12 protein-coding genes are annotated in these 16,061 nt (G+C 41.9%); 5 read left to right on the plus strand and 7 right to left on the minus strand.

Going from position 1 to position 16,061, the window contains the following annotated elements:
* Positions 1 to 244 precede the first annotated feature (244 nt).
* Positions 245 to 2,158, plus strand: a complete 1,914-nt coding sequence (locus AHMF7616_RS13790) for a CocE/NonD family hydrolase (RefSeq protein WP_199474224.1) — start codon at positions 245 to 247, stop codon at positions 2,156 to 2,158.
* A gap of 314 nt (positions 2,159 to 2,472) precedes the next feature.
* On the opposite strand, the gene AHMF7616_RS13795 is transcribed toward AHMF7616_RS13790, so the two are convergent.
* Complete coding sequence (locus AHMF7616_RS13795) at positions 2,473 to 5,289, minus strand: S8 family serine peptidase (protein ID WP_115373419.1); 2,817 nt, start codon at positions 5,287 to 5,289, stop codon at positions 2,473 to 2,475.
* Between the two features lie 776 nt (positions 5,290 to 6,065).
* On the opposite strand from AHMF7616_RS13795, the gene AHMF7616_RS13800 reads away from it, so the two are divergent.
* On the plus strand, positions 6,066 to 7,118 hold the full coding sequence (locus AHMF7616_RS13800) for a glycerophosphodiester phosphodiesterase (protein WP_199474226.1): 1,053 nt from the start codon (positions 6,066 to 6,068) through the stop codon (positions 7,116 to 7,118).
* A 1,035-nt stretch (positions 7,119 to 8,153) separates the two neighbouring features.
* Here AHMF7616_RS13800 and AHMF7616_RS13810 read toward each other — a convergent pair.
* The 5 genes from AHMF7616_RS13810 to AHMF7616_RS13830 form a co-directional block, all read right to left on the minus strand.
* On the minus strand, positions 8,154 to 8,786 hold the full coding sequence (locus AHMF7616_RS13810) for an XAC2610-related protein (RefSeq protein ID WP_115373421.1): 633 nt from the start codon (positions 8,784 to 8,786) through the stop codon (positions 8,154 to 8,156).
* A gap of 95 nt (positions 8,787 to 8,881) precedes the next feature.
* The gene (locus tag AHMF7616_RS13815) at positions 8,882 to 9,331 is read right to left on the minus strand and encodes a hypothetical protein (protein WP_115373422.1); all 450 of its coding nucleotides are present in this window, start codon (positions 9,329 to 9,331) and stop codon (positions 8,882 to 8,884) included.
* 101 nt (positions 9,332 to 9,432) lie between these two features.
* Positions 9,433 to 10,128 carry a hypothetical protein gene (locus AHMF7616_RS13820; protein WP_147275685.1) on the minus strand — a complete coding sequence of 232 codons (696 nt, stop codon included), beginning with the start codon at positions 10,126 to 10,128 and terminating at the stop codon, positions 9,433 to 9,435.
* A gap of 101 nt (positions 10,129 to 10,229) precedes the next feature.
* Entirely contained in the window at positions 10,230 to 10,766 is a 537-nt protein-coding gene (locus tag AHMF7616_RS13825) for a hypothetical protein (protein WP_115373424.1), read from the minus strand.
* 119 nt (positions 10,767 to 10,885) lie between these two features.
* Positions 10,886 to 11,377 (minus strand): hypothetical protein, encoded by a 492-nt coding sequence (locus AHMF7616_RS13830; RefSeq protein ID WP_115373425.1) that lies wholly within the window; start codon positions 11,375 to 11,377, stop codon positions 10,886 to 10,888.
* Between the two features lie 158 nt (positions 11,378 to 11,535).
* Here AHMF7616_RS13830 and AHMF7616_RS13835 point away from each other — a divergent pair, with 158 nt between their 5' ends.
* From AHMF7616_RS13835 to AHMF7616_RS13845, 3 genes are all read left to right on the plus strand, one after another.
* A complete protein-coding gene (locus AHMF7616_RS13835; RefSeq protein ID WP_115373426.1) occupies positions 11,536 to 12,399 on the plus strand; it encodes a chromate resistance protein ChrB domain-containing protein in 864 nt (287 codons plus the stop codon).
* 70 nt (positions 12,400 to 12,469) lie between these two features.
* The gene (gene chrA / locus AHMF7616_RS13840) at positions 12,470 to 13,819 is read left to right on the plus strand and encodes a chromate efflux transporter (protein ID WP_115373427.1); all 1,350 of its coding nucleotides are present in this window, start codon (positions 12,470 to 12,472) and stop codon (positions 13,817 to 13,819) included.
* A 595-nt stretch (positions 13,820 to 14,414) separates the two neighbouring features.
* A complete protein-coding gene (locus AHMF7616_RS13845; protein WP_233507548.1) occupies positions 14,415 to 14,984 on the plus strand; it encodes a hypothetical protein in 570 nt (189 codons plus the stop codon).
* Positions 14,985 to 15,094: 110 nt separating this feature from the next.
* Here the strand turns inward: AHMF7616_RS13845 and AHMF7616_RS13850 are convergent, their stop codons facing one another.
* Entirely contained in the window at positions 15,095 to 15,997 is a 903-nt protein-coding gene (locus AHMF7616_RS13850; RefSeq protein WP_115373428.1) for a TIGR01777 family oxidoreductase, read from the minus strand.
* Positions 15,998 to 16,061 lie beyond the last annotated feature (64 nt).

The following is a 16,061-nucleotide window of genomic DNA, read 5'->3' on the forward strand; positions in this document are numbered from 1 at the left end:
CAGAAATTTGTCCGGTAACTGCTGGTATCTGCTTCTAAAATAAAATGGTTTTACCATAGAAAAAACTTTATCGCGGTTATTTACTTCTCTAGAAAACAAAATGTGGCCTTTTAAAGCAACCGGTAGCCAAGTTAGGGGCATTAAACCTTGCAATCGACCTTCTTTTTTAAAAAATAAGTACGGGTGTGGTAAATCTCTTTAATTTTAAGCATTGATGTCGCTAACACTTTACTTTAAACAAACCATGCTACAAAAGCTACTTTGTGTTTTTATCATGAGTGCCTCTTCTATTTTAAATAATTATGCCCAAACGCCGGTTGTAAAACTCACCGCTCAGCAAAAAAAAGATAGTGTGTACCTGGCGCAGAACTACGAGTGGCGCCAAGAAATGATTCCCATGCGGGATGGCGCAAAGTTATATACCGAAATACTGGTGCCCAAAGACACCGGCCAAGGAAAAAAATATCCCTTTCTGATGACGCGTACCCCGTACAATGCCACGCGGTTGTACAGCCGTTTTTATACTGCCGCCAGCTTTGCACGGCTCCTGCAGGAAGGTTTTATTTTTGTAGAGCAGGATGTACGTGGCCGTTGGCGCTCTGCGGGCCAGTACGACCACGAACGCGCACTGGTCGCCAACCCCAACAAGCAAAAACAAAAGCAACCCGACGAAGCCACCGATACTTACGATGCCATTGATTGGCTTTTAAAAAACGTAAAAGGTAACAACGGCCGGGTGGGAATTCACGGGGTCTCCTACCCGGGTTTTTACAGCACCGCCGCGGCCATTAGCAACCACCCGGCTTTAAAAGCAGTTTCGCCGCAGGCCCCGGTTACCGATTGGTTTATTGGCGACGATGTGCACCACAACGGCGCTTTTTTCTGGATGGACTTTTTTGATTTTCTACCGCGCTTTAACCAGGACTCGCCCGACAAACCCGCCACCCGTACTTTTGGCGTAACCAACAGCAAAAACCGCAACAACTACGATTATTTTTTGCGCACGGTGCAAACGCCCAAACGCGCCAATACCGAATATTTTAAAGACAGCATTCCGTTCTGGAACGATATTCTGGCCCACCCCAATTACGACAGCTATTGGAAAAGCCGGAATCCGCTTTCGCACGCTAAAAATCTAAAACCAGCCTTGCTCGTTGTGGGAGGGTGGTTCGATGCCGAGGATTTATACGGGGCTTTGGAAACCTACGAGAAGCTGGAAAAACAAAACCCGAAAGCTACAAACCAATTGGTAATGGGGCCATGGTGCCACGGTTGCTGGTGGTCGGATGCCAGTTCCTTAGGCGATATAAAGTTTGGTGCTCCCACCGGCCAGTATTACCTGGATAGCTTGTTTTTGCCTTTCATGAACTACCATTTAAAAAATCAGGGCCCAGCTCCGAAACTAGCCGAAGCTACTGTTTTCCAAACTGGAGCCAACAAATGGCGAAAATTCGCGACCTGGCCGCTGGCTAACCTGGAAGAAAAGTTTTTGTATTTATGGCCGAACGGTAAACTCGGCTTTACGGCTCCTACCGGTGCTAATTCGTTTCAGGAGTACGTATCTGATCCGGCTAAACCAGTGCCTTACCAAGGTTTGGTGCACCGGTCGCGCAGCCGCGAATACATGCTCGACGACCAGCGCTTTGCCGCTTCCCGCCCCGACGTTTTAACTTTTGCCACCGAGCCGCTTGCCAGCGATTTAACTCTAGCAGGTTCCATTCTGGCGGATTTGCGCGTGAGCATCAGCACCACCGATGCTGATTTTGTAGTAAAACTGATTGATGTTTACCCCGAAGATGCCCCGGACTCCCTGGTCGCTGCCGGCCGTACGGCTAACATGAGCGGTTACCAGCAACTGGTGCGCGCCGAAATTATGCGGGGCAAATACCGGAGTAGTTTCGAAAATCCAACTCCTTTTATACCTGACACAGTAACCCCGGTTAAATACGAAATTCCCGATTTACTACATACTTTTAAAAAAGGGCATCAACTCATGGTGCAAATCCAAAGCTCGTGGTTCCCGCTCGCTGACCGCAATCCGCAGCAGTTTCTAAACATCTACGAAGCGAAACCCGAAGATTACATCAAATCCACGATCCGGGTCTATCACGATGCCCAACGTGCTTCTAAATTGCAGGTAAAGGTGTTGCGGAATTAAAAAAATTTAAAAAATTATCTTGCTATCCAGTACTTTCCTGATTTTATTTTCAGAATACATGATTTAAATTCTATAAGTTAATCAGCCAGAAAAAGCCTTTTCGGGATAACCGATAGGCTTTTTCTGGCTAATAAGCATTCCTTTTATTACGCAGATGCTTTATACTAATCAGGTTAAAAAACTTGGGCCTAACTCAGAGACCTCCTGCCATACATACCCGTTTAGGTAGCTGGCACTTTGCTATGCTGTTAAAAACAAAGCCGCCTGACCCCGGAAAATCTAAGGGACAGGCGGCAGGATTGCTTTTTTAAATTTTACTTTAGCAAGCGAATTTTCTGGTGCAGCGCGGTTTTGCCCGTTACTAAGCGACTAATGTACCAACCGCCCGGCAGCGAACCACCATTCCAGGTATATTCATACTGCTGGCCCGCTCTGGCTTCGCCGCGGTGCAGTACGGCTACTTCGGCCCCGTTTAAATTGTAAATCGTAAGCGTGGCATTTTGGGTGGCAGGTACACTAAAGCGCAGTTTAGCTTGCTGCGAAAACGGATTGGGATACACTGCCAGCTGCCCATCTTGGGTTTTAAGGCTACGGTCTATTACCCGGAAATGAACGGTTAAAGTACCGCCCGCTGCTCCGCGCGCCATTTCGTAAGGATAAATAGCTGCCGTTAAAGCGTAGTCGCCGGGTTTAAACGCAATACTCTGGCCGGAGCTGCCGGCTAAGTCGTAGGTATTAATATTTTCGACGGTCGTTTGGCCGTTGAGGTTAAACTGTACGCTGCCCACTACCACCGGGTTGGTTACCGCCCGGATGTTTAGTTGCGCCGGTAAAGTTGCCAGGTCTAATACATCATCTTCCGCGAGTTTCTGAATCATGGCGCCATCGCTGACGTTATACAACTCAAACCGTACCACTTTCTCTTCTACTGCCCGGAAACTAATGGTAAGCGGAACGCCTTTGCTGCCCTTGCCATTGGCCTGGGTATAAGGTACTGCCGTTAACGTATAGCTGCCTTCGGTTAATTTAAAAAAATCAGCCGTTGCCCCCGGAAACAGGTACGGCGTTTTGTTTTCGGTTACCTCGGTTTCGTCAAAATTAAAAAGTACACTACCTACCTGGGTCGGACCGGTACGGGCCTGAATGTATACGTTGCGCGAAGGTAATCGGGTCAGGTTCAGAATATCGCCGGTTTGTAGTACCTGAATTGTTTTTCGCGAATCGGCATCTACCAGTAACAATTCCAGTACCCGGGGCATGGCCACCCGCGCAATGGCTTTTTGCGCGTTAATAAATCCATAACCGGTTTCGTAGTCGAAGCCGGGTTCGTTCATGTTCAGGGCGGTTTGCTGCAGGGCGGTTTTAATCTGGTCGGCTTTTAAGGCATTGCCGTTGGCTTCCTGCATCAGGGCGGCTACGCCAGCGGCGTGGGGTGCCGCGGCCGAAGTACCAAAAAAGTAGAATTCATCCAAAAACGAATCACCAAAAAAAGTATTATTAACCCCGTCGGGTCCCATTATTTCGGGCTTTCGGCGGACTAACCGTGACCGGGGCTTTCCGTTTACATCAAATAAAATAGGCGTACCCCCTACCGAAGAAAAACTTTCGGCAACCGGCGTTGAGGTGCCATAAGCAGGAGAATCTAAAAAGAATACCGCCCCGGTAGTAATGGCACCGGCCGCATTACTATGCCCGAAAATGGTGCTACCCGCGTTGTAGTATTCTTCAATCGAAATCTCGTCGCTACCGCTTTTAAAAACAATATACTTTATAATACTCGGGCCTGATCCTGGACCTTCAAATTTGTCAATGAGCAAGTTAAAATAATTGCTTTCGTAGGAACCATCGTTGGTAAAACGAAACACTTCTACGGGATCGTCGCCGACGTTGGCGCGCGCCGAGCCGGCAACCACATTGGTAGTATCCTCCGAGAGTAAGTAAATATCTAAATCGGATTTAGCGCCTGCGCTGGTACCATCTCCCACCGAATAAAACGGTTCGTTGTACTGAAAGGTAATATAAATGGTGGCCCCAATCGGTACGTATATTTTTTGGGTAACATCTTTTTTCTTACCCGCCGGAGCAAAATTATGCGCGTTTTTCACTTTTACCGGGCCAAATTCAGATTTACTGCCAAAAAAAGCGACGCCCCCCGATTTAAAAGCGGCCTGGTACGCGTTACTTCCATTGTTACCAGCCGCCGTAAAATAACTGGCGCCTGCTTTTTTAACCGAATCGATGGCTTGGGCAATCACTCCATCTTGAAACATGGGTTCGGCGAAGTAAATAAGATCGTCGGTGATAATGTTGCAACCCGCTTTTTGTAAATCCAGGATGCCCTGGGCAAAACTGGCTTCGCCAAAGTTTCCGGAGTAAAAAGCTAATTCGGCACCCGGTGCCAGATCATGCACAATTTCGGCCATGGCCCGGCCCTCGTCGGGAGCCGTGTCAGCCGCTTCGTCCAGTAATACTTGCACGGGAGTGGTAAAATTATTCGGATTCTCTTTGCCGGGTAAATCACCGGATCTCACTCCGGCATCGGCTCCCCCTAAAGAATTATAACTATCGGAAATAATACCTACTTTACTGCCTTTACCGGTGATTATCTGCTGTTTGCGGGCTTCATCGGTATAAAGGGCCTTGTTGCCCTGCGAAGTAGTTTTACCAATTTTTGTAAAAGGTTTATAAGCCGGTCGGGCGGAGTGTAAGCTAGCCAGGGCCGCTACTTTATCCAGGGCCGCAATCGGCACTAGGCCCGAGACTAACCGGCCGAAGGAGGCTGGGCGAGTCATGCCTAAAGCTTGCAAATCGGCTAGCAATTGAGCGGGGGAGTTTTCGGCCAGAGCTTCTATTACCACGTAATTGCCTCGTGTTTGCAACAGGCTTGTGTTGGCGTGCCGGGTTATGGCGGGTAATGTAGCAGTACTCTGGCGGGCCACCTGCTGCTTTTTTAAAATTGCCAGCTCCGGACCTATTTTTTTTAAAGCGTCGGTAGGAGCCATTTTCAGGGGCGAGCGCCCCGGTTGGTTAGTTGGCTGGGCCTTACTTTCGGGTATAGCCAAGCAAATAGGAAATACTAATAAACAAATCCATCGGAAAGCAGCTAAATGCTTCGGGTAAAGGTTGGTCATAGAGTTAGTTAAATTTAAAAATACATAATGGTTTACAGCAAATAAAGTATTCTCCGGAAAGTAAAATTTTTAAAAAAACTTGCCGGCACCAAGCAAACAAGACACTACTTCTAAAAAACAAAAAGTACTTTTTACAACAAAATGGCACTAGTTACAGCAAAAACACCAAAGCTTATTTTAGGATTGGAGCCGTGGTTTTAGCAATTGGTTAATAAATTAAAAAATTGAAGCATATAAAATTGAAGCTGTATATAGAGAGATTACCGCTAACGCAAAGTAAATTTATTTTGGACGAAACAAAACAAGTTGTAAAATAAAAAGGCTTCGTTAAAAGGCAACTTAGAAGTATACATACTACATCCTCCCGAAATAGTTTGTTTCGATTATCCACTACGAATAAAACCTGCTTTTACTATGTGCTTATTGCTGCGTAAGGGGGTTAAGCTCCGAAAAACTAAACCCAAAATTGATTTACCAGCTAGCCCGTTTTTACAGGAATAAAGCGCTAATGGTGCGGTAAGCAAGCATTTTAAAGGTAAAAAAAGAACGCAATTCATTACTTTAACAAGCAGCACAGCTGTTTAAACTCAGTTTTTAAGAAGCCTCCGGCTTAGGAATGATTAACTAAGAGGATGGAGCATGGAAATGCTGGTTTGAGTAATAATGTTACCGCAACATTAAGCTTTTCTGATCTTTTTTAAATTTTAGTTAAGGAGGCGCCTTCTTTTTACCTCAGCTAGTATATTTAGCGTACTTTACCACCAATAACCTGCTTTATGAAGAAAATAGTGTTTCTAAGTTTTATTTTCATGCTTTATTTTTATCAAAACAGCATCGGTCAAACCAACCAGTTTTCACCGGTTTACTTGGCTAATTATACCTTTGCAAAAGACCGGTTAGTAATTGGTTTGGTTAAGCTAAGAACCGGAAAGGATCTAAAAATTCAAAGTACCAGCCTGAGCGGCAAGCACGCCGACTTTTTTAAAATAAGTAAAGATCACCAGCTTTCTGTCCGGAAAGAAAAAGTAAACAGTGCCAACAGCCCGCTGGAGGTAGTGGTAAAAGTAAAAACTGCCACTGCCGAATACCAGAATAGCTTCCGGATTGTGAAAGACGCGTTTATCCGGAATAAAGTAGTGGCGCACCGCGGCGCCTGGAAGAATACCGGCGTAGCAGAAAACTCGGTGGCTTCTTTAAACCACGCGGTAGCTCTGGGCTGCGAAGGCAGCGAGTTTGACGTGCAAATGTCGGCCGACTCCGTACTGTATGTAAACCACGATGCCGCTATTCAAGGCATTTCCATTGCTAAAGCAGCTTCTCAGGAGTTGAATGCCCTTAAACTTTCGCACGGCGAAGCTTTCCCTACTCTCGAGAATTACTTAAAGGCGGGTTTAAAACAAACCAAAACCAAGCTTATCCTGGAAATTAAAGCTTCGGAGTTAGGAAAGGAAAGCTCCCTGGCAGCCACCCGTAAAATTGTGAAAATGGTAGAAGACTTACAGGCCCAAGCCTGGGTAGATTACATTAGCTTTGATTACGATGTTTGCACCGCAGTAATGAAGTTGGCGCCTTATGCCAGAGTGGCGTATTTAAACGGCGATAAAACGCCAACCGAGCTGGCTCAAGCTAATTTCTTCGGGCTGGATTACCATTTTAAAGTATTACAGAAAAACCCCAGTTGGATGAAGGAGGCCAAACAAAACAAGCTTACCATTAACGTCTGGACGGTAAACGAAAAAGCGATGTTGGAAAATTTTTTAAAAGAAAACGTTGATTTTATTACTACCAACGAGCCGGAGATGTTGTTAGAGATGATCACTGGCAAATAGAAATTAAAACCAGTGTAAAACAGTCCCGTACGCGAAAGATTAAATCAAATAATTTTTAAAATTTTAATCTCATTAACGGATAAGATATATATATCTAGCATTTTTTAAATTTATAACCCGGTGCGGGCAGATCAGGAAACACTCTTCATCTGCCCGCACCGGGTTGTTTTGTGTTTAGGGAAGTTCTAATGCAATTGCCTGGAAAAACTGGATTACACTCGCTGCTTCGGATTCCACCTGCTTCCGTTTAGTAACTTAAAACCCAGGTGTTCCCCCAGAGTAAGAGCAAATGATGGTTTACCCTATTCTATCAATTATTTAAGATATCTTTTATATCTTAAAATGGTACTTTTTACTATATTATTTAAACCAGGCTTATACTTATTCAGGCGACTGGCAGGACCGACTTAGAAAGTTTCTTCATTGGAAGTGGAATACAATCCGGCTGGGGTAAAGGTATGGTTAGAAGGCGTTATTTTATTTTTCTATTTTAAATGCTTTGTCTCTTGCTATATCTATAAACACAATGAATCCTCTGGAATAGCTAACAGAAAATTTACATTTATCTCTTAATCGTTGATATGTGATTCCCATTGATGCGTCGAATTTTTCAGGGAGCCGCTCCCTGACTATTTTTAATCTGATGAACTTTCTGAATTATTTCTTCACTTCTAAATCTTTGCACTTTATCGACTACAAATACAGCAAAAATTTGAGAAACAATAAATGTTGGTAGAATGGAGAAGATGAATAATACCTTGTTTGTGTTCGTATTTCCAATGAAGAAGTTCAATAGTAAGTAAACTAAGGTTAATATAAAGATGATAGCAAAAGGTATGATTAGAAAAAAAGCTTCAATTATTGCCAAAGAGGGAATGAAAGGAACTACAATTCCAAATAAAAATACGGTAAAAAGCAGAAGCCTTCTTTTGTTATAATTTTTTGACCTTACCATCTTCTATTTTTATTTCCAATTACCATTAACGGATTGGGCTAAGGCATGCTTTAGTGTGCTTTAGGTGTGGTTGGGCGTTGTTATTTTTTACAATAACTTTTCAATCTATGACTCTTTTCTTTCCATTTATTTATTCTGGTATTAAAAGAATAAACATGTTTGGCTATGCTACATGCGCCAACCGGCACAATCACCTGAAGACTTGTTCTCTTTTTGTCAAACTTTGAAGGAAAGAATTCAACTTCTTCGCTTAAATAGCTATCCTTTACAAACTTCCCAGCTCTGTCTTGGATATAATAATTATACACAGGACCACTACTACCTCCGGCCCAGTATTTTTTAATTGCAAAATCTTCTTTATCGTCGAAATTAAAATCAGCCACAATAAAATCCCCATAATCGTTATCGGGAGCTTCATCCGTCTCATTTAATCCAGTAACATACGACCTAATATTGGAACAATCATCAAAATCTGCATCGAACGTTTCTTCGGCATTAAACTCTATTTTTTGTACTTCAACATTTTTAATTTTATCAATAATTAAAAGTTCAAGTTTTATAGTGTGTACAAGGCTATCCTCATTCAAACCTTTAATGGTTATTATTCTAAAATTGAAATTGTCTGATAATCCTGTTTGCAGACAATCTTGGGCAATAATTACATGACTACACAAGATTATACTGAATAGGGTTAAAAGTTGCTTCTTCAACATTCATTATTATATTCTAATTACACACAACGGTTTGTATATACAATGGCCGCAGCGAAGCTAGGATATTGTATATGCCTTGTTAGGGGAAGGCATTTTTACTTTTTTATATTTCTTATTACACCTACAGTAAGATTCAATAGGAATAATATTTGGCAAAATAACCAAATAAACATGACTGTGTAGGCAATCAAAAGAATCGCTTGGTATTGCTCATAGTTATAAAAGCTAATTCCAGAAGTTTTATTTAATAAATCAACCTTGAGGCATAAACCAGTTATTAAGAGCAACCCAATACTTGTGCCTAAAACATGCGCTGTTGTCATCCAGTCGGTAAGCTTCTTTTTTCTAACTACCCAATAAAGGCCACCAAAGCATCCTAAGATAGCAGAAAGAAGTAATCCAAAACGTAATGGCTCTATTACGAGGTAGGAGTCATGAATCTGAATATCAATTGTATTGCTAATTCCCAATAGAGCTAATAGCAGTATGATTGGGATTAGCAGGAACAAGAACCTATATGGCTTATCCGCAATTCTTTTAAGCATTCCTCTTTTTATAATTTTTTAGCTTACCCCTAACAGTTAGTATAAAAAATGTGCAAGGCCGTCGGCCGAAGCATGATTTTTATACTAACCGTTAGCAGCCGTTATTTTCTTTTTTCTATTGGATTAAAATTAATAAATCTATCAAAGCTTTCCGGAGTATCTTCTATGTTTTCGATTTCCTTCCATTCTCTTTTCACGTCAAGAATTTCAGCAATAATTCTTCCATCACGTTGGTCAACCTTTGCAAATTCTTTTAAACTGTCATTTTCAATTTTTAGGAAGTATGTTGTCTGTCCTCCGGTTAAAATTAAAGCATCAATGCAATCAAGTTTTTTATTATACAATAAATTGGGGTAGCTTTCTGAATTTTTAATCCATTTCAATGATTTATTATTAGGAGAATAAAGAATTAGAGTTTGTACAATATTTCCACCTCTAGCTGCCATACCAGTTGTGAATATAATGTCATTGAAATTATCATTATTAAAGTCTTTGATTTCCGGTTCTAATTCATTAATCCTAACAGCTTCCAATATCAAACTATCCTTTAGTCTCCATTGGTTTTTATTTTTTTCATAAAGGCAAATTTTAGCAATTGTATTTTCATCAGTACCTATTTTATAAACCTCAATCTTATTATTATTCCTTTGCCCAAAACTTATCGTGTCTTTAAAAAATTCAAGTGTATCCACACTAACTATTTTTGCAGTTCCATTTTCTAGAACTGATTTAGTTTCTGAATGCTTACCACAACTAGTAAAAATAAGTATGAGTATTAAAGGTAATAGGTTTTTCATGATGGCTGCTAACGGCTTGTGCATGAGGTGTGCGAGGCTATCAGCCAAAGCATGGCTTATGCACTTTGTTGGGCGAAGTATCTTTTTTATTAATTTCTAATTTAGCAACCGCAGTATCCAATAAATTTTTGCACTAACTTTTCATTTCCTTTAGTAACAGTAAAAGTCCCCTCAACATCTGATGTCTCTTCCATTTCAGTATTTTCTACGGTCTTTGTTATATTCACCTCAATTTGCATCGAGTTACTAGTATAAAGAGTGTTTCCTTTAACCTTTCCTTTATACTCGAATGTGTGGACCTCCTCATTCAGCTTTATCATGGCAATGTCACCCGCATCAAGATAAATGTATTTCTGCTCTTGTTTGTCTTGCTCGGTAAGGAAGAGGGAGCAACCGCATCCGCTAAATTCATCCGGATATGAAGTGAATGTTTCTAATTCCAATTTTGAAACATTGGGAGTTTCGGCAGGTTCTCTTTCTTCGGTTATAATTACTGGTTCTTTTTCAACTTGCTTTTGAACTGTTGTTGGAACAGCAGGAGCTGTTTCCCTTACTTTGTGTGATTTTGGGTCTGTGCATGAGATTATAGCAAACGCTAGCACAAATATTACTGCTTGCTTCACGAGTTTTCTCTTCACATTCTTTTAGTGTAAACTTCTTTCATTCTTAAATATTCCGCCCAACGTCTAGTATAAACGACGGCGAAGGCCTTAGGCCGAAGGCTGGCGTTTATGCCTTGTTAGGCAATGTTATACTTTTATTTTAAGGCTAACTTCATTCTTTCTATAAAAGGTCTTCGGCTGTATTCTTTTAATTTTATCTTTTCTTTAAGAGAAGACACTAATTCTTTGAAATTAGAATAGGTAAAATCTGATATTTCTGTAACTCTTTTTCCATTGGCTTCAATAATCAATATTTCTCCATTGCCAATCTTCACATTTTCATAAGAAGGGATGGCTGTTATATCAGAGTAGCCGATGGTAATTTCTTTACCTAGCCCGAACAGCTTTTTTACTCTCAACTGTTCTTTGTCTATTTCAACGATATCCCATTTATATTTTAGGTGATAGATTAAAAGCAATAGAGTACAAGCCATTAGTAATGGAAACATTAAAACTAATATTTGCTTTGGGTCTTTTAAAATCAACCCAATTGCTAGTACTGAAATCACTGTTACACAAGGAACTCCTATTAGCAGGAACAGAAGCAAAATACTAGAGAATATTCTATAGGTACTTTTTATATTCATTTTAAATGTTGCCTAATATACTGCTAAACGACATTGGTGCGTTTAGCACACCAATATAGCGGTATAAACGCACCAATTTTAGCTAATATACTATGTATAACAAATAATAGATAAATTTAAGTAAGCTCTCTTTTTCAAATTTTAGTAATTTACCCACCATGAAATGGATTACACGGGAGCGCCCCAAAATTGACCGGATTGCCTGCCCGTGGCTCATTCGGCGGTTTATTGACCCGGAAGCCGAAATTATATTCGTACCGGTAGCGGATATTCCCCGATTAGCCGCGGAGCTGCCGGCCACGCCTTTTGATATTCCCGATACGGAGTTTACCCACTACGAAGACCGTTGTACCTTTGATTATTTCCTGGAGAAATACCGCCTCACCGACCCAGCGCTACACCGCTTGGCGCCCATTGTGCGGGGCGCCGATACCGACGACCACGCTCTGGCTAGCGAATCGGCCGGTTTATGGGCTATCTCGGCTGGGCTGGCTTATAATACTACCAACGACTACGAACTGCTCGAAAAAGGCATGCTGCTATACGATAGCCTGTACAGTTGGGCCCAGCATTTATATAAAGAAAAACATACCCAGAGCCCTACCGAAAAATTGTTGTTGCAGATATTTAATACTTACCTTCATCAAAAAAAATCCGAAAAGAAAAAAATACCGGTTTGGGCCACCGAGTTAAAAGAAATTATCCAGGACCAAATGGATACCAACCTGAGTTTGAGTTTAAAGGCTATTTCGGAAGATTTAAATGTAAACCCAGCCTACTTATCGCGGGAGTTTTCAAAGTATTTTGATAATTTAACTTTTGGCGAGTACATCCGGAAACTACGCATCGAAAAAGCTACGCAATTGCTGAATGCCCCCCAGCATTCGCTTTCCGAAATAGCGTACCTTACCGGCTTTTCCGACCAGAGCCATTTTACCCGGATTTTTAAAAAATATACCGGCCAGAACCCTTCGGATTACCGCAAAAACTTAGCAAAAGGTAAAGCGGATACAAAAGGTTAATTTTGTTCTATTTTTCCGGCCAAAAACTTTGTAGCCTTGTACGAATCATTGCGAGGCATTATCCGGATTTATGAGGAACCCTTCTATCAGCAGCAGCCCCTCTACCATCGTCGTGAAACCCAGTTTTAAAGAGGCTTTCTTTTTCTGGGTTAAACTAGGCTTTATCAGTTTTGGCGGACCAGCCGGGCAGATTGGTATTATGCACGAATTTCTGGTAGATCAAAAAAAATGGATTTCCGATAAAAAATTTTTACATGCCCTTAATTACTGCATGTTGTTGCCGGGTCCGGAAGCCCAGCAGTTAGCCACTTATATTGGCTGGTTGCTGCATGGCACGGTGGGTGGTTTAGTAGCCGGAATATTTTTTGTACTGCCTTCGGTGTTTATTTTACTGGGCCTAAGCATCGCCTATGTTATGTTCGGTAAAATTGCCTGGGTAGCGGTATTGTTTTACGGCTTAAAACCCGCGGTAGTAGCTATTGTTATCCTGGCTTTAATTAAAATTGGCAAGAAATCGCTGCTGAGTGTGTTTCATTACGGCATAGCGGCTTTAAGTTTTACCGGCGTATTTTTCTTGAATATTCCTTTTCCGTACTTAATTATGGGCGCAGTACTTCTGGGTGGGCTCGGCCAAAAAATTTACCCTGATTTATTAAGTCAAAAACAAGTTGGATCGCAAAAACAAACCGACGAAACGGGGTATTATCTACATTCCGGCAGTCAAATTCCGGGTACCGGCTTTTCGAGCAAACGGCTCATCCTGCAATTAGCGATTGCCTTGCTAGTGTGGTTAGCGCCTTTTACACTGTTTTACACCAGTACGGGCGCTGCTTTCTGGCAACAATTAACTTTATTCTTTACCAAAGCGGCTTTGGTAACTTTTGGCGGTGCTTATGCGGTGTTGCCTTACGTAGCGCAGGTAACCGTCGAAAAATTCCACTGGTTGAGTAATCTGCAAATGATTGATGGCTTGGCTTTAGGCGAAACTACTCCCGGTCCGCTGATTATGGTTTTGGCTTTCGTGGGATTTATGGCGGGCTATAATCATTTTCAGAGTTCTATTTTAATGGGTAGTTTAGGCCTTTTGCTCACTACTTATTATACTTTCTTACCTTGCTTTTTATTTATTCTGGCGGGTGCGCCCATTATCGAAAAGACCCAGGATAACCCGCAGGTAAAAGCACTGCTGAGTATTGTAACGGCCGCGGTGGTAGGCGTAATTTTAAATTTAACGATATACTTCGCGCTCGCCGTGGTAGTTCCCCAGAAAACCTTCAGCAACCTGGATTATTTTAGCCTGACCTGGATGATGATTTCGTTCTTAGCCATGTACCGCTTTAAGATTGGGATGATCACCTGGATTGGAATAAGTGCTCTGGCGGGTTTAATGCATTATCTGGTTTGTAGTTTTATTTTGTAAATGCTTGAGGGAGTAGGAGTAGCTTTTCTTTGGAGCCTTTTCAAGTATCCAGGCTCCAGTGCTATCGAGTTTGACAGTTCAAGTTTTGCCTCGTAGCCAATGGGCCTCTTTTGGCTTTATCAGGGGCCTAAGCTCTCTTTCCTCGACTCCATCTTCGGAATGCCTCCGGTACCAGAACCTTAGAGGGTCTGCTATAGCCAAACTGGTGTAATTGCTTTTAATTACTCAACTAAGTAGGATAAACTTTTAGACAGAAACTAGTATCAAACAGCCTTACTATTTTTTGTTAGAATACCTGTTATAAGTACTTGGACAAAATTAAATAGATAGACAAGTTCGACTAAGTAGTTGATTTTTAAAATACTAACAATCAAACAACGAACAACTAATAACGACCAACTACTTAAGTAGTTAAAAAGTACAAATTTTTAAATTTTATAAGTAGCAGCGGAGGCTGGGGCATTAATCAATCTTTTATAAATACAAACTTGCGTTATTTTAAAAAAAGTAAATTATATACAAATGGTTATTTACATTCTATTATTCTAAAAGGTACCTGCTTAGCATTGCATGGTAAATTAATTATTCTACTCGTATGTTTCTCGTTCGCCTATTACCTGACAGCAATTTATTTGTTCATTTTTTTAAATTTTTAGCCAGGTTACTTCTTATAGCAATAATCTGCCTGCTTTTTAAACCACATGCAAGTCAAGCCCAGGCACCGCCGCCCGTAACTTACCCCAAAGTAGCCGGCTACGTCGGCATTATTCACCCACTGGTAACTTTCAGCAAAGACGAGACAACTACCAATTTCGACGGGTATTACGTAGTGGGTATGCCTACCGGCATAAATATCTGGAAAAGTGCGAAGATTGGCTTTTCGGCGGAGTTTGTGCCTTTTATTCGGGCCGAAAACGGAACGAGCCGCATGAGCAACTTTTTATTTCACCCGGGCGTACTGGTGGCCCTGGGGCACGGCTTTACCTTTGCCGGACGAGCGGCTTTTGAGACTTCCGGGCGTTATGGGTTTACGCCGGTGTTAAATTACGCGGTTAAAAAAAATACCAACAGTAATTACTTTGTAGCCGTACCCCTACCCGTGCGGTTCGGGAACGATCACCCGACGAGTTTAACCTTAGGCTTTCAATTTGGCTTAGCTTTTTAGGCGGAAGGTAAGATAAAGCTGTTTCCAAACGATATATTTAGTTAGAAGCAGCTTTATTTAGGTAATCAGAAATACCCTTAAAACAGCTGAAAAGCCGCCGCATGGCTAACTTAAAGTAATTGTCTTAAAGCTTGTTGAATTTGCGGAAATTTAAAAAAGAATTGTTTTTCGGCCAGAATCTTTGAAACTACCCGCCTGCCCGATAGCACTAACTCGGCTTCGGTGCCGATGAACAAAGCGCCAAAACGCGTTAAAAAAGCGGGATTAGGTAAACCAATCGGTACTTTTAAAGCCTTCCGGATTTCCCGTATAAATTCTTTGTTCTTCACCGGAAAAGGACTGGCCGCATGAATAATACCGTTTACTTCATTCCGGATTACCCAATCGATTAAGGCTACAAAATCCTCTTCGTGAATCCAGGTCATGTACTGTTCGCCGGAGCCGATTTTACCGCCAAAACCGGTTTTCGCTAAGTTCGCGAAAGGTTTGAGTACGCCTTTGCCCGATTGCAGGACTAAACCAATCCGCAGAAAAACCTGACGCACGCCGGAGATGGAAATTTTAAAAAAAGCTTGCTCCCACTGCTTACAAACCTCCGGCGAAAAGCCATCGCCGGTTACCGAACCTTCATCCTTTATTTCCTCGCCTGAATTACCAAAAATGGCCGCCGAACCGGCATTAATCCAAACCGCCGGCTTATGCGCTAAACCCTGAATGGCCTGCCCAATTACTAAGGTGGAATCGACGCGGGAACGGATAATTTCTTTTTTATTCTCCTCCGTATACCGGCAATTCACCGATTTACCCACCAGATTAATAATGGCCGTGCTTTCTTCTAGCTCTTGCGTCCAAGGGCCGAGGTTTTTTGCATCCCAGGCCACATACCGGATGTTTTTATCGTTTGGCTGGGTGCGCCGGCTTAAAATTATTATCTCGGTTTCGGTATTGTAATACCGTGCAACAATAGCGCTCCCTAAAGCACCGGTGCCGCCGGCAATTACTATTTTTCGCATGATATTTCTTAACTCTGAAAAAGCTTAATACGCATTCTTCTACCTCGAAGCCAAAGTAGTTCTG

The organism is Adhaeribacter pallidiroseus, assembly GCF_003340495.1.
Lineage (GTDB): Bacteria > Bacteroidota > Bacteroidia > Cytophagales > Hymenobacteraceae > Adhaeribacter > Adhaeribacter pallidiroseus.

Bases quoted from the DNA above. Each gene is read 5' to 3' on its own strand.
- AHMF7616_RS13795 (WP_115373419.1), bottom strand. From the start codon at position 5,289: ATGACCAACCTTTACCCGAAGCATTTAGCTGCTTTCCGATGGATTTGT.
- AHMF7616_RS13790 (WP_199474224.1), top strand. From the start codon at position 245: ATGCTACAAAAGCTACTTTGTGTTTTTATCATGAGTGCCTCTTCTATT.
- AHMF7616_RS13850 (WP_115373428.1), bottom strand. From the start codon at position 15,997: ATGCGAAAAATAGTAATTGCCGGCGGCACCGGTGCTTTAGGGAGCGCT.
- AHMF7616_RS13820 (WP_147275685.1), bottom strand. From the start codon at position 10,128: ATGAAAAACCTATTACCTTTAATACTCATACTTATTTTTACTAGTTGT.
- chrA (WP_115373427.1), top strand. From the start codon at position 12,470: ATGAGGAACCCTTCTATCAGCAGCAGCCCCTCTACCATCGTCGTGAAA.
- AHMF7616_RS13800 (WP_199474226.1), top strand. From the start codon at position 6,066: ATGAAGAAAATAGTGTTTCTAAGTTTTATTTTCATGCTTTATTTTTAT.
- AHMF7616_RS13815 (WP_115373422.1), bottom strand. From the start codon at position 9,331: ATGCTTAAAAGAATTGCGGATAAGCCATATAGGTTCTTGTTCCTGCTA.
- AHMF7616_RS13810 (WP_115373421.1), bottom strand. From the start codon at position 8,786: ATGTTGAAGAAGCAACTTTTAACCCTATTCAGTATAATCTTGTGTAGT.
- AHMF7616_RS13830 (WP_115373425.1), bottom strand. From the start codon at position 11,377: ATGAATATAAAAAGTACCTATAGAATATTCTCTAGTATTTTGCTTCTG.
- AHMF7616_RS13835 (WP_115373426.1), top strand. From the start codon at position 11,536: ATGAAATGGATTACACGGGAGCGCCCCAAAATTGACCGGATTGCCTGC.
- AHMF7616_RS13845 (WP_233507548.1), top strand. From the start codon at position 14,415: ATGTTTCTCGTTCGCCTATTACCTGACAGCAATTTATTTGTTCATTTT.